The following is a 14,981-nucleotide window of genomic DNA, read 5'->3' on the forward strand; positions in this document are numbered from 1 at the left end:
ATTATAAAAATAGCCTAAAAAAGTAAAAGCTCCTTACCAATATATATTAGTAAGGAGCTTGTTAGACTCTAATTCACACACTATATTTATCATGTTGTACGGATAGTTTCCGTGATTGGAATCCCATATAGAGTAATAACAAACCTGTAATACTAAATACATAGGATATCCCAATGTAGGTAGATACAATACTTGCGAACACAGGCCCTACCATAGAACCGAATTGTTGGGCCGTCGTCGTCATACCAAACATGCGACCTCTAAAGCCTGGTTCTGTATTAAGAGTTACGGCTGCACTCAAAGATGGGTTGATGCCCACAATACAAGAACCAATTAGCACTTGTAGTACACCAAACCACCAAATACCTACTGGTAAGCTTTGAAGTAAGAGAACAACACCACTACCAAGCATACAGTAGGAAATGGTTCTAAAGTACCCACGACGCTCACCGAGGCGCACCCATATATTGGTCGTTAAGGAACCGGCTAAACCACCGATGCTGAGGATTGTACCTGAAATGATGGCTGCCCCTTCCATAGTGCCTTGCATATCACCTACATAAAGCGCCAAAATAGGCTGTAGCATCATGATGACACATTGCATAAAGAAGTAAATCCATAAAAGTCTTACTAATACAGGTTGTTCTTGAACCGACTTAAAATCTTCTCGCAAGGATGTAGCTTTTACCGGCTGTTTGGACTGCTCCTTAGAAGTTGTATTTTCAACTTCTAGTTTTGGTTCTTTTACAAGAAACAATACCGCTAAAGTAGCAATGAATACGGCTATACCAGATATATAAAATACAGGGCGCATACCTACAACACTTTCAACGGCACCGCCCAAAAATGGACCGACGACATTACCTAAAATTAGACCTGTTTGGAATATGCCGAGGGCACGGCCTACCTGTTTTTCATCCACACTGAGGGAGACCATGGTCATCGCTGCAGGATAGAAACCATTAGCGAACCCAACTAAAGCACGCCCCATTAACAATTGATACTGATCCGTTACCATGCCGATGAGAACATAACTGACAGCAATGGCAAAACCAGCGCGCAAAGCCATCCGCTTTTTCCCTTTATTATCTGCAATTTTGCCCCAAATTGGCGCCATAATGCCAGCGATTAGGAATGTAATACCAAAGACGAGACCAGACCAAAGTGCCACATCATCCTTTGGAACACCGAGTTCCAATAAATATATTGGCAAAAAAGGAATTATCATTGTATAACATATGGCTAGCACCGTCATACTAGTTGTGATAATCCACACGTTGCGCATGCCACCTCGAGCATCATATACACTTGTACTCATGGTACCCTCCCTTCCGCATAAAATCGTTTAGATAAACTAATATACACATAAATCACTTTTAATTACAGTTCCATTTAAATTACGATTCTACTTAGATTTCAATCTATGTTACTATTCATAAGATGTTATTACATTTTAATTTCATATATAAAGAAGAGCCGCATACGAAACGCGACTCTTTCCATAAAAAATACCTAAAATATAGGTATACAATGTAGTAATCCTCAAAGATCATTCAAACTAAAGTTTCCGAGCTATCAATTATTCCGTAGGAAATTTATGATCCATTACATCTTGCAAGGAAACATGTTCCATAACATGTCGGAACTCATCTTGTAAATACTGCCACAATGGAGCTGTCAAGCAGTCATTAAACATAGGACACGGTTCTACATCATCTTCTAAACAAGACACGAGAGCAATGGAGTCCTCTGCGGCATATAAAATTTCATATACATTGTATTCAGCCGGAGATTTCACCAAACGATATCCTCCATATTTACCACGTCCACTTTTAACGAGGCCCGCGGAGGATAATCGAGATACAATCCCCTCTAAATATTTATCGGAAAATCCTTGGCGTTCTGCAATCTCACGAATTGGTACATTTTTTTCTACCCCATGTTCTGCAATATCCGCCAATATCCGTAAGGCATAACGCCCTTTTGTAGATATTTTCATAAGTTAACCTCTATATCATTCATAATATATTAATAGTATATCACAAATTCATACAAAAAATGGTGGGAAATATGATACACTATACATATATCGAAATATCTTTATTTAGGTATGATTTTAATTTCATATAGGGAGGATTTTATCTAATGTTAGATAAATTATTTCAACTCAGTGAACGTGGTACAACCGTTAAAACAGAAATTTTAGCAGGTATCACTACGTTTATCACGATGGCGTACATCCTATTCTTGGCGCCAAACATTCTTAGTCTTGCAGGTATGGATAAGGATGCGGTCCTCATTGCCACAGCCTTAGGTGGGGGTCTTGTGACGATTGCTATGGGTTTATTCGTAAACTACCCAATTGCTCTCGCTCCAGGAGTTGGCCTCTTGGCATTTTACTCCTTTACTGTAGTTCTCGGTATGGGCGTATCTTGGCAAACAGCATTAGGTGCGGTATTCATTTCTGGTCTCGTTTTCCTCGTATTAACATTGACATCAATACGACAAATGATCGTTGAAGGTATCCCAGCCTCCATGAAAATTGCCATTACCGTTGGTATTGGTCTTTTCATTTCTATCATCGGTTTAAAGTTATCCGGCTTGATGGCTATCTCCATAAGTTTGTCTCCAAACTCCTTGGGTCAAGTCGTACAGACACATGGTAATCTAGTTCCTCCAGCATCTGAGGCACTTTTGACGCTCGGTAATTTGCACAGTGGTGAAACATTGTTGGCACTATTTAGCCTCATCTTTACAGCTTTATTGATGGCTCGCAAAATTCAAGGTTCGCTCTTGATCGGCGTTTTAGTAACAACAATCATCTCCTATGCGACAGGCCTTTCCACAATGCCTGAGAACTTCACCGTATTGGCCGTGCCTGATTTCTCTAAAGCAGCATTCTTGCAATTAGATATTCCTGGTGCTCTTCACATGGGCTTAATTACGATTATCTTCTCCTTCACCTTTGTAGAATTATTCGACTCTATGGGCACTTTGATTGGTACCGCTACAGAGGCGAAAATAGCAGATCCTAAATCTGGTAAATTCCCCGGTCTTGGTAAAGCCATGACCGTAGATGCTATCGGTGTTAGTGCCGGTGCATTACTCGGTACTTCTACAATTACGGCTTTCGTTGAAAGTGCTGCAGGTGTAGGGGCTGGCGGCCGTACAGGTTTAACAGCTGTCACAACAGGCGTACTTTTCCTAATTTGCTTATTCTTGGCTCCATTGGTATCCTTGGTTCCAAATGCAGCCACATCTCCTGTTCTTATCATCGTAGGTGCCCTCATGTTAGGTGCCATTCGCAACATCGACTTCGATGATTGGACTGAAGGCTTCCCTGCATTCCTCGTTATCGTATTGATGCCGTTCACATACAGCATCGCTAACGGTATCTCTGCAGGTCTCATTGCATACCCTCTACTCAAAATCATTGCAGGCCGTGCAAAAGAAGTTAACTGGATTATGTACGTATTGGCGGTTCTCGTTATTATCCGTTACGTATTCTTCTAATTAACGTATACCCATAATGATGCTATTAGTGAAAGCTACTTTATATTCGATAACTATAAAATCACTAATACCTAAAAGCAAAATATATGTAAATTACATACACTAAAAGAACCTATCTCCAAAGATATTACTCTAATATCTAGGAAATAGGTTCTTTTTATTATGTACGCTTTTACTAAACGCTAACGTCGTATGGCATCACCGAATCGTACTATAGAGTCTTATTAGGGTTTAGTATTAACGAATCGTTTTTACACCGATTAAGTCTGTACGACTTGAATCAATATTTTTTAATGGTACTACATGATCTTTATAAAACTCTGCTTCAGATACTTTCACAGGCACTTGGAAGAACAAGAAATATGCCATGTTATCTTTGCTCCATGCAACACTGCGTACTAAGCCCTTATCTACATTACCTGTATACTGCACATCACCGGTTGGCGTAGAGTCAATCCACTGTACGTCATGGTATTCCGTTGGAACATATTCTTTAGGCCATACCGTATCCATAGAGTAGCTCATGCGAAAGACCATCGTATGATTTACCCAACGTCCGCTGCGTTCTTGATATTCTTGACCTTCCTTCCAATATACAGTTTCTAATACATCATTATCATAAAAATGTGTAGCATAGTATGTATAGCCAAGAGGCAAGTAACTTGGTACGGATACGTCATAGGACAGCTTACGAGATGCATCAATTACACCGCTAGGTAAGCCGATGGATTTACTCGTAAGTATAGGCCACTCAGAATTCGTATGTGTACGCAGTGGCAAACCAATAGTTTCAAAATGAGGTCTATCTTGTTCACCATTTTGTTTAACACTTTGCGCATCGTTTTCTTCAACATGTTGCTTATCATTGCGTTCACCACGTAATCGAGTATCATCAGCGGCTACGTTAGTAAGAGGACCTACAGAGTCTACAATTTTGCTTACAAAGTTTTGGTTTCTTGTAGTGGCAAAGTAGAGCATATATACTTTATTATCTTTTTCCCAATAAGCAATTTGAACAGAGTCGTTGCTAGAGCCTAAAGTATGTACAGGGACTCCATTAGGGGTAGTAAAGCTAACGGCATCATCAGCATCGTATTTTGTCTTTTCCAATATAGGCTTTACCACGGTATCGATAGCCCACCCCATACGATACACAATATCTGTATTAGAGAAGGTTAATTTCTGACCATATTCTCCATTATAGCCCGTTTCCGTATACACGATTTCTAATACGTCATGATCTCTTGACTTTACATCGCGTACTACATAATCTTCAGGCATATAGGACGGAATTTGTAAATTATATCCAAAATAATTAGTAGTTGCCTCAATATTACGCTCTAGGATATCACCATTATCAAGTTGTTCATACCACCGATAGCGATTCATTAGTTCTTTATTCTTTTCCACTGTATCAGTGGTAACTGTATGTCCATTTTCATCTACTAAAGGAGATAATGCACTAACTGATTGTACTCCAAAGCTACTTACCACAGCAGCTAGTATTCCCATTGCTAATAATGATTTTGTTGTTTTTAATCTCATAATTTCTGCTCTCTCTAAATCACGCCAGTCTTTGCTTTCATAGGAACTACATGTTCCTGTTTTATTTCTTCAATAGTTTTAGGTTTAATCGGTTTCATCGGATAGTTACCAACTAGTTCATAACGAGAGCTATCAATACTTTTCAACGGTACCACATGGTCCTTATAGAATTCCGCATCAGCCTCTTTCACCTGTTCTAAGAAGAATAGGGAATAAGCCATATTATCCTTCGCCCACGTAATGCTGCGAACCATATGCGTTTCAGGATTACCGGTATAATAAACCTCACTAGAATCACCTGATTTAGACCATTCAAGATCGCCGTATTCAGATGGAACATATGGTGTATCTCTTACAGTATCCAAGGAATATCCCATTCTATAGGCCATAATACTATCTATATATTTTTTCCCATCCCGATAGATAGTCACACCTTTTTTGTAATATACAACCTCTAATACATCATTTCGATCTTGACGCGCTGTATAGAGCTGATAACCATAAGGTATATAGCTAGGCGCCTTGACCTCATACGGCAGTTGCTGTGCAGCTTCTACTATTCCTTTCCAATTACGAGCCCCTTCTTGAGTTTTCATAGGCCACTCTAATAAAGTCTTTCTTGGTAATGCTTTGATTGCTGAATCAGGATGAACTCTAGGCATATCAAATGTAACGGCAGCTGAAACACCAACAGTATCTGTAGATATAGAATCATTAACAACATCAGCTGAAACATATCCTGCACACAATAATCCTACAGCCATAGCAGATAAAACGGACTTAAATAGAAGCTTCTTCATGATCTCTCCTTTTATAAAAACTTGATATATACTTTACACATATAATGATATATTTTCTTATTTATATCAAAAACATGCCACCGATTCTGTTGCCCTAGCTACTTCATAAAACTTTTATCTTTCCTATTGTGAAAGTATAGTTATGAGCCATTAGCTGCTTTAATGCTAACTAGTTATACATAATAAAACATCCTACTAAACGCTATATTACAATAGAGTTCAATAGGATGTTTTGTCATTATTTAGTTAATGGAGGCATAATAATATCTTGTTCAAGCTGTCTTCGTCTTTTTGCAGTATAGTCTACAACCTTAATTTGAACTACGCCCACAGAGTTTACCATGGCATCGGTAAAGGTTAATTCTCGACCAGTCTGATGCTTCATCAACACTTGTAAACCATGAACTTTTTCATCAACACGCTCTAAGTAGGTAGCCTCTCCTCGGCCCATCACACTAGAATAAACCGAGCTATATTTACAAGGAATATCTCCACCTGATACGAGGGCCTCATCATTACCGTCAATTTCGATAAATACATGGGGGTTCACTTTAATCAAATTAAACTTCTTCCCCTCATGATAGCCATGTACATAGATGTAGAGTATATCATCTACAATTTCATAACCGAAATGTAAAGGTACCACGTAAGGATAATCACCATCCATCATACCTAAGTGAATGATGCGAGTGCTATTTAAAATGCTCTTAATTTCATCTATATTTGTAACCATACGATCTTGACGTCTCATAATAGCCTCCACAAGAATCAGAAAATTAATACACCTTACTCTTCATGTAATCTACCAAGAAGATGTTTAAATTGAGCTTCATCACTCTTTAGCTTTCCGAAAAAGACTTCATCAATTTGTTCAACTAATGGAACTGCTTTTTGTAATATTGCACCGCCCTCTTCATTTAAAAGAACAGCTTTCGCACGTGTATCTCTAGAGTGCTCTTTTCGCTCTACAAAACCACGTTTTTCCAATAAGCTCAATATTTGAGATACCGTCATAACATCTATCCCTGAAAGTTTTGAAATCATAACTTGTGTGACTTCGTTATCATGTTGTGATAGATAAGCAAGAGACGCTAAAACAACAAATTGAGGATGTGTTAAGTTCAACTCTTTTAACGCTTGTTTTATAGTAAAATGCCATTTATTGTACACCCTCATGAACAATAATCCTGTTGATTTTTCTGAATTGTCTTTATATTTTGATGTAAACAAACAGCAATCACCTTATCTTTCTAAACAGTTTTTTAGAATAAATATAGATTGGGGAACATCTGAAAAAACTTGACTTAAAAATTCTAAATGTTGCTTATCTTCACGTTCTAAGCTTACAGTGTGTTTTACATTTACACTTCCGTCATGATTATCAATTATTTGATGTCCGAAAAGAATAGCACCAAATGGAGTTTCAGTCTTATCCCAAAACTCTTCAAAAGGTTTTACAAGAGTAAGTTGATATTCCATAGGTGGTATACCTTCAAGCTCCATTGTACCACATGAACCGGTCTCAAATTTACCGTTTAATGTAATATTTTTTAGATCCTCTTCCCAGTCATACCATTTTTCGATATTCGCATAATACGTCCACACAGCTTCTTTTGCCACTTTTATTTTCAAACTAAAACTAAATTCCATTTTATATCCTCCTTTTATTATAAGTGTACTTATTATAAATTATTTTATATTATTCGTCAATAAACTTCATAAAAAAAGAATATTCTTTGCTTTTATCAATATAAGGATATACTCTATCAGAAAATCATATCATCTTTTGTCTACTGTAAAAATACATTTGACTTTTTAGAATAGATACTGTATTATAAGAAAATAGTTTTATAGATTCTATAGATTATGAAAGTTATGGTTATCCATGGCTTTTTATGTTTATAGATAGTTTGTAGAAAAGAGGTCTTTATTATGTCTGATACGCATCAGTTAAAACGGGGTCTTAAGAACCGGCATGTACAGCTGCTCGCCATCGGCGGTGCTATTGGTACAGGCCTATTCTTAGGCTCCGGTCGCGCCATTCACTTGGCTGGTCCATCCATCATATTCGCCTACCTAATAACAGGTGTTATGTGCTTCTTTATTATGAGAGCACTAGGCGAATTACTGTTATCTAACCTAAACCACCACTCTTTTATCGACTTTGTAGAAGATTACTTAGGGGATCGAGCAGCATTTATCACGGGATGGACATACTGGTTCTGCTGGCTTTCACTAGCCATGGCAGACTTAACGGCCGTAGGCCTCTACATGCAGTACTGGATACCGTGGCTGCCCCAATGGATACCAGCCTTACTTGTTCTAGTCGCCTTGCTGTTAATGAACTTGACAGCTGTAAAATATTTTGGCGAAATGGAATTCTGGTTTGCCTTGATTAAGGTGATCGCTATCATCTCTCTTATCATCATCGGTATCATCATGATTGTTACTGGTTTCACTACAGATGCCGGTGTCGCCGCATTTAGCAATATGTGGAATTACGGAGGATGGTTCCCGAATGGAACGATGGGCTTTATCCTATCATTCCAAATGGTTGTATTTGCTTTCACAGGCATAGAACTCGTAGGTTTAACGGCTGGCGAAACAGAAGATCCTGAAAAGGTTATTCCAATGGCCATAAACAATATCCCATTGCGTATTATTTTATTCTATGTAGGCTCTTTAGCTATCATCATGAGTATTTACCCTTGGACTGCCGTTAACCCTGCTGCAAGTCCATTTGTAGCCGTATTTACCGCCGTTGGTATTACAGCCGCTGCAGGAATCGTAAACTTCGTTGTTCTTACTTCTGCAGCATCCGCTACAAACTCTGGTATCTTCAGTACAGGCCGTATGATTTATGCCTTGGCAAAACGCGGTCACGCACCAAGCTCAATGCGGCGCTTGACCCACAGCAGTGTGCCATACCAAGCAACGATTTTCTCGGCAGCCGTATTATTGATTACAGTTGTACTCAACTACGTAATGCCTGAAGCAGTATTCGTTATGATTACATCAATCTCCACATTCTGCTTCATCTTTATTTGGGCCATGATGGTTATTTGTCATCTCAAATATCGCAAAAAAAATCCTGATGTAGTGGCACAGTCTAAATTTAAAATGCCTCTATACCCAGTAATGAATTACGTTATCCTCGCGTTCTTCGTTTTCGTTTTAGCCATTCTAGCCTTAAACGAAGATACGCGAATTGCCCTCTTGTTCACACCAATTTGGTTTATTATTCTTTGGGCCTTCTACTCCATGCTTAACACGGACGATGAAGATGCCCTTGGGGAAGAACTCATCGAAATGGCAGGCGTAAAAGAACTTTACAAAAAACCTAAAAAAGACGATTCCGATGATTACGTAATCTAACAAAAAAGCTCGTGCTATGCACGAGCTTTTCTTTTACTTCATTGACGGGAAGTTTTGTTGTTCATATTGTTGTAGATATGCTGGTAAGTTACTTGTATCTTCATTGTAATTAAAGATAGTCTTAATGCGATAGCCTTCTTGAGTGATTATGATATCAATAGAGGATGGTACTTCTTGACCATTCTGTTGCAAGTGATTAACTAATTCTTGCAAGGCCTCTGTTTGATGTAAAGAACCGGCCATATATTTACCCTTGGATAGACCTGTATTTCTAATGACTTGGCCATTGTATACTTGACCTCTATTATCTTTGTAATAAAAGCGTACAGCATCCTTATCTCCCGTAGGAACAGCTTTAATATAAATGGTCTTCCAATTCTTTTTAATCATCACTTTTGTAGCTTCTGCTAAATTATTAGACAAACGTCGTGTTTCTTTATTTGTTGATTTAGACACACCATTAACCTGTTGAATTTCATCATTCATAGGCATATCAATAGGTGCCACTACTGGATCTTGTTCTACCTTTTTTGCATCTGCAGGCTGAACCGCGAACATACCAACAACCGCCATTACAGCTAATGCGATAAGAGCAATTTTTTTCATTCTATCTCTCCTTAGAGAATTTATCAACACAAATTATAATTTACTAAATTAGTTGCTAAAATCCGTATCCACAATAGCGAATTGTGTATAATCAGGGTAACGTTTTTGCATTTCTGCCTTGATTTTTTCTAATGTACTATGTGGATCTTCTTCGTCAAAGTCAAAGATAATATCGTAGTAGATAACCTTCTTTTCTTCTTGTACGTAGAAGGCATGTACTTGTACTACATGTGTATATAAACTAATAACTTGATCAAGAGCTTTTCTAATTTCAAGTACTTCTACACTTGGTTTGTTTTCAGCATATACACCAACAGTCATATTGATACCAAACTTTTTATAAAGATGAACCGCAATGCCCTTTGTTAATGGGTGAACTTCTGCCATTGTCATCGTATCTGGTACAGAAATATGAACGGAACCAATTGTTTCTCCTGGCCCATAGCTATTTAATACCAAGTCATATACACCACCCACATTCGGATGCTGTGCGATAGTTTCTTTAATATTACGGATTAAATTATCATCTGCTCGAACACCGAGCAAATGGTTATACATTTCACGTAAAATATCATACGCCGCTTTTAAAATCAAAACAGAAATAACAGCGCCCACATAACCTTGAATATCAAAGTTAAAGAAAAATACTAAGCCTGCAGATACCAATGTAGCAAAGGTAATCACCGCATCAAAAAGGGCATCTATACCAGATGCTACGAGCGCATCAGATTTATATTTTTCACCTTGTGCCTTGATATAACGACCCATCACTACTTTCACAACGATGGCAACAGCGATGATAACAAGACCTGGAATATCAAATGTAGATACCTCAGGGTGGATAATTTTATCCACAGATTCCTTAAGGGATCCAATACCTGCACCGAGAATGATGAAAGCTATGGCCATGGTAGTCATATATTCTATACGACCGTGGCCAAATGGATGCTCCTTATCAGCCCCTTTGGCGGCTAATTTCGTACCCACAATAGTTAATACAGAGGACAATACATCTGTTAAGTTATTTACCGCATCAAGGATGATGGCGATGGAATTAGACGCAAGGCCCACAATCATTTTAAAAATAACGAGAACGACATTACCTATAATGCCTTTTATACTGGCAAGCGTAATCCCCCGATTACGTGCTGCACCATTATCTTGTAAAATCATACTACACCTCTTACATTCTGATTTATAGTTTTTAAATTGAACTATATCGATTTACTTATAATCCTATTATAGCTTATCGATTATCATTTGTCATTATTTTTCTTGAAAAATATTTTTAAACTTATTGATTTTACTGAGTTATCAATAATTCTCATTTCTCAATTAGAGTATTTGATGTATTGTGACTTCACAATGTATAGTACAAACCTATTATTAACAAACTAGTATTTTGTATTACGTAACAAGTTAATCAGATCAGATTATGCCATAACCGTAATACGCTCTCCTGTGCGCATGTGTGTAAATACCACCTTTTGAGCGCGTAATTGAAATGGCTGTTCCGTAGGTTGTGCACCGTATAAGGTATCTCCTACAAGAGGGTGCCCTATATGGCTGAAAGCTACTCGAATTTGATGTGTTTTCCCTGTGTACAAACGAACTAAAACCTCAGAATATCCACATTTATTGGACTTATACACAGTTTTGTCCACATTTTGATTACTTTTATCAACATCTCCTAAGTTTATATCCACATTTTTTGCTGCTATATCCACAGAATTTTTAGACTTATTCACAGAGTTATCCACAGCCTGCGAAGAATGTCTACATAGGACGGAAAAATCTGTACGAGTCTCTTTTCCCTTAGGATTCACTTCGTAATGAATCCCATCAGCACTGCGTTCCATAGGAAATACCAAAGAATCTTCATCGGCTTCTACAATGCCTTCCACAGTCGCCATATACCACTTTTCAAAGGTATTATCATCCATTTGCTGTTGATAAATACTTTGTGCTAAACCACTTTTTGCAATCACAATGCAGCCCGTCGTATCTCTGTCGAGACGGTTCAAGAAACGTACCTTTCGCTTGATACCATGTTCTTTAAAATAGTGCGCCACACCATTGGCAAGAGAAACTTGATCTTTAGAGTTTACAGTCACACCACTTGGTTTATCCACAATAAGGAGATCATCATCTTCATACAGAATGCGTAAGTCCATTTCGATAGGGTCATGATCTATTTTTTCCTTCGCCATAGCAATCCAAATCTCGTCGCCTTCAGAGATTGCATCTTTTGGCGTAGCCTTATGACCATTAATGTGGATTAATTTCTCTTCAAAAAGTTTAACTAAAGATTTTCGAGGATATCTAGTATCTAACACTTCACCAAGTGAAATATCGCGTACTTCTCCAATATGCTCAGAATCGCGACTTGATATGTCTTGATTGCTACTCGATATATCTCGATTTTTACTTGATATATCTTGACCATTACCTATTAGCTTTTGTCTTGCATTTTTCTTGCTAAGTACAGTTTCTATATCTACAGCTGTCACGGTCCACAGAATATCATCGGGGCGATGTGTTTTTCGCGCCATTAGTATCTCCTTTCTACGAGTTCAGGATCTCGTGGCATATAGTTGAGTAGCGAACTTGGTTGAACCGCTCTACCTCGTATATTCGTCTGTTCAAAGGTAATGGTCAATTCTTGTTTAGGCCGAGTAATGCCCACATAGAATAAACGCTTTTCCTCGTCTTCACGACCTTCTGCAATGGCAAAGGGACTCGGGAAAGTTCCTTCATTTAGCCCGGCCAAGAATACATGGTCAAACTCGCTGCCCTTCGCTTGGTGAATGGTAATGATAGGAATACGATCTTCATTTCGTACTTGCTGTGCAGGTTCGCCCGCCGTAAGGGCCGCCATCTGTAAGATTTGATTTAACCGCGCTAGTCCTGGTGGCCCTTCATAAGCCGTATCTAGTTTTTCCATGATGCGATATAAATCGCGTATATGCTCTACCTTTGCCGCTTCTCCATGAGATTTATAGTATTCTAGAACCCCCATTTGGTTCATGATATACGCCAATAATTTCGTTGGCATCTCCGTATAGGCTTTTCTACGCAAGGTCGCCATTTGAGAGGCGATATCCGTGAAAGCTGCCTTATATTTATTTATAGCTACCATGCGACCCGTTGTGGTCGGTACGATTTTTTCTTTCACCGCATAAATTAAAAGCTGTGCAGTGGCCAAGATATCATCCATTGCATTATGTGTTGGCTCATGGTGTATAGGAAACTTAGATGCTAGGAAACCCAATTTATGATTTGGCAAATTAGGATAGAAACGACGGTAGATATCGAGGGTATCATAAATAGCCTTGAACTCAGGATTGCCTAAGTTATGATGCGCCAATTCATTCGTAAAGATGGTCACATCATAGTTTACATTGTGACCTACAATAATAGCATTCTTAGAGAATTCCTTAAAGGCTTGTAACACTATAGCTGGCTCTTCGCCGTGCTCTTGTAAATACGCATCGGAGAAGCCGTGTACCTCTTCGGATTGACCAACAGGTACACCAGGATTGATAAAGCGTTCAAAAGGCTCTAAGACCTGTCCATGTTCATCGATGCGGATAGCCGCAATTTGAATGATATGGTCTTGAGCCGTATCTGTACCGGTGCTCTCCACGTCATAAACAACTACTTCGTGCTGTTCTAATCCACTAACAAGCTTTACATAAGGCTCCGCTTCAAAAATAGGCATATCCATGAAGTCCGTCAATTTTAAACCTACTTGGCGCGTCTCAGGGCTTTCAATTGCAGCGATACGAGCGTCACCAATACCTGCAACATAGCGCTTGATAATGCGCTTCGCACTGACAGAATCATTAGGATTCATCAACAACTTGAAGTAGGCCATAACGTCTTTAATTTCTTGACGTCTAAAGAATTTGAACTCGTCGATAATCATGAAGTGACGGCGTTCCTCTTCAGGTCGTTCGCCGTTAAGACGTTCAAAAGAATCACTTAACTGCTGTGCCTTTTTATTATCCCTCACAAGAACGCCGATATTAGCATCTTTTGGTAAAGCGCAGATGGATTCGTAGATATATCGACCCTCAAGATAACTATTTTTACAGCCTTTAATGAGAACTGGCTTACCCTTGCTTTCACTATTGGCACGAGGCAATTCAGTGTAGATAGACCCAACTAGATCGGGGAACATATTTTGCAAGGTTTTGAAAGCCATCGTAAAAAGCGTCCAGTTAGAGCGATAATTTTCATAAAAGATGATTTTCAAGGGCTTGAAATCCGCATCAAATTGCTTAAGCAAGCGGAACGGATCGGAGCCACGCCATTCGTATATGGTTTGGAAATAGTCTCCACATAGTAGCACGTGATTACCTTCCCACAGCATTTCTAGAACCTTGTACTCTAGTACGCCTGTATCTTGCATTTCATCTACAGAGATATAGCTGTAACGGTTGCGCCAGCGTTCACGAACTACAGGGTCTTGAAATAGGCGATGAACACCGCAGATGAGGTCTGTAAAATCTAGGCCGTGCACGGAAGCTAAGCTTTCATCATACGCAGCAATCCATTCGTGACCATGGTTCAAGAAATCATGGAGTTCACTGTAGAGGACATTACCAAAGCTAGAGAAGAGCTGTTCAATGGCTTCGCGCTGTTCCTTCTGTAAGCGTTCGATTGTCCGCTTGTAATCCCCTATGAGATCATCAGAATAAAAGCCATATAAGGAACGATATTCTTTCACCATAGCGATAACATTAGCAAAGGACATTTCTCGCAATTTACCAGGACGGTACGGTTCAGATAGTTCCTTGCAGTCTTCTTCGTCAAAAATGGTCACGTCCGTGTACAAGGTTTCGTTGCGCTTTCCTTCTTGTTGGAGAATGAAAAAGCAAAAGCTGTGGAATGTACTAACCTCCACAGCCTTTGCAAGACTGCCTACGAGCGATTGAATGCGGCCTTTCATCTCGTTTGCGGCCTTGTTCGTAAAGGTCATGCACAAGATATTCTCCGCCTTCGCATAGCCACCCTCGATGAGATGAGCCACCCGATAAGCAAGTGTATTCGTTTTTCCCGTCCCAGCGGACGCTAACAAGAGGATATTCTGTTCCACTTCATCAATAACGCGTTGTTGCTCACGATTGATAAGCATAA

General features: G+C 39.0%; 13 protein-coding genes. 2 read left to right on the top strand and 11 right to left on the bottom strand.

Annotation, left to right across the window (positions count from 1 at the left end):
* Nucleotides 1-73 precede the first annotated feature (73 nt).
* Nucleotides 74-1,318 (bottom strand): MFS transporter, encoded by a 1,245-nt coding sequence (locus E7B10_RS03100; protein ID WP_038125678.1) that lies wholly within the window; start codon nt 1,316-1,318, stop codon nt 74-76.
* 261 nt (nt 1,319-1,579) lie between these two features.
* Nucleotides 1,580-1,999 carry an Rrf2 family transcriptional regulator gene (locus E7B10_RS03105; protein WP_004694942.1) on the bottom strand — a complete coding sequence of 140 codons (420 nt, stop codon included), beginning with the start codon at nt 1,997-1,999 and terminating at the stop codon, nt 1,580-1,582.
* Nucleotides 2,000-2,145: 146 nt separating this feature from the next.
* Here E7B10_RS03105 and E7B10_RS03110 point away from each other — a divergent pair, with 146 nt between their 5' ends.
* Nucleotides 2,146-3,513: an NCS2 family permease gene (locus E7B10_RS03110; RefSeq protein WP_004694940.1), complete on the top strand. Its 1,368-nt coding sequence runs from the start codon at nt 2,146-2,148 to the stop codon at nt 3,511-3,513.
* 237 nt (nt 3,514-3,750) lie between these two features.
* Here E7B10_RS03110 and E7B10_RS03115 read toward each other — a convergent pair whose 3' ends face one another.
* From E7B10_RS03115 to E7B10_RS03135, 5 genes are all read right to left on the bottom strand, one after another.
* A complete protein-coding gene (locus E7B10_RS03115; RefSeq protein ID WP_195394750.1) occupies nt 3,751-5,058 on the bottom strand; it encodes a hypothetical protein in 1,308 nt (435 codons plus the stop codon).
* A 14-nt stretch (nt 5,059-5,072) separates the two neighbouring features.
* The gene (locus tag E7B10_RS03120; protein WP_287509148.1) at nt 5,073-5,858 is read right to left on the bottom strand and encodes a hypothetical protein; all 786 of its coding nucleotides are present in this window, start codon (nt 5,856-5,858) and stop codon (nt 5,073-5,075) included.
* Nucleotides 5,859-6,096: 238 nt separating this feature from the next.
* Entirely contained in the window at nt 6,097-6,609 is a 513-nt protein-coding gene (locus E7B10_RS03125; RefSeq protein ID WP_287509150.1) for a pyridoxamine 5'-phosphate oxidase family protein, read from the bottom strand.
* Between the two features lie 35 nt (nt 6,610-6,644).
* A complete protein-coding gene (locus E7B10_RS03130; protein WP_278604704.1) occupies nt 6,645-7,088 on the bottom strand; it encodes a MarR family winged helix-turn-helix transcriptional regulator in 444 nt (147 codons plus the stop codon).
* Nucleotides 7,089-7,100: 12 nt separating this feature from the next.
* Nucleotides 7,101-7,508, bottom strand: coding sequence for a polyketide cyclase (locus tag E7B10_RS03135; RefSeq protein WP_278604703.1), 408 nt, complete (start codon nt 7,506-7,508; stop codon nt 7,101-7,103).
* Nucleotides 7,509-7,790: 282 nt separating this feature from the next.
* Between E7B10_RS03135 and E7B10_RS03140 the strand changes: the two genes are divergently transcribed.
* A complete protein-coding gene (locus E7B10_RS03140; RefSeq protein ID WP_008602276.1) occupies nt 7,791-9,233 on the top strand; it encodes an amino acid permease in 1,443 nt (480 codons plus the stop codon).
* A 33-nt stretch (nt 9,234-9,266) separates the two neighbouring features.
* Here E7B10_RS03140 and E7B10_RS03145 read toward each other — a convergent pair whose 3' ends face one another.
* From E7B10_RS03145 to E7B10_RS03160, 4 genes are all read right to left on the bottom strand, one after another.
* Entirely contained in the window at nt 9,267-9,839 is a 573-nt protein-coding gene (locus tag E7B10_RS03145; protein WP_278457294.1) for an immunity protein YezG family protein, read from the bottom strand.
* Nucleotides 9,840-9,887: 48 nt separating this feature from the next.
* A complete protein-coding gene (locus E7B10_RS03150; RefSeq protein WP_227037312.1) occupies nt 9,888-11,012 on the bottom strand; it encodes a cation diffusion facilitator family transporter in 1,125 nt (374 codons plus the stop codon).
* A gap of 260 nt (nt 11,013-11,272) precedes the next feature.
* Nucleotides 11,273-12,391 (bottom strand): RluA family pseudouridine synthase, encoded by a 1,119-nt coding sequence (locus E7B10_RS03155; protein WP_156697294.1) that lies wholly within the window; start codon nt 12,389-12,391, stop codon nt 11,273-11,275.
* A complete protein-coding gene (locus E7B10_RS03160) occupies nt 12,391-14,979 on the bottom strand; it encodes a 3'-5' exonuclease (protein WP_316055481.1) in 2,589 nt (862 codons plus the stop codon). The genes E7B10_RS03155 and E7B10_RS03160 overlap by 1 nt, the downstream gene beginning before the upstream one ends.
* Nucleotides 14,980-14,981: the final 2 nt, after the last annotated feature.

Origin of the sequence: Veillonella sp., from assembly GCF_032470285.1 — a bacterium.
GTDB lineage: Bacteria > Bacillota > Negativicutes > Veillonellales > Veillonellaceae > Veillonella.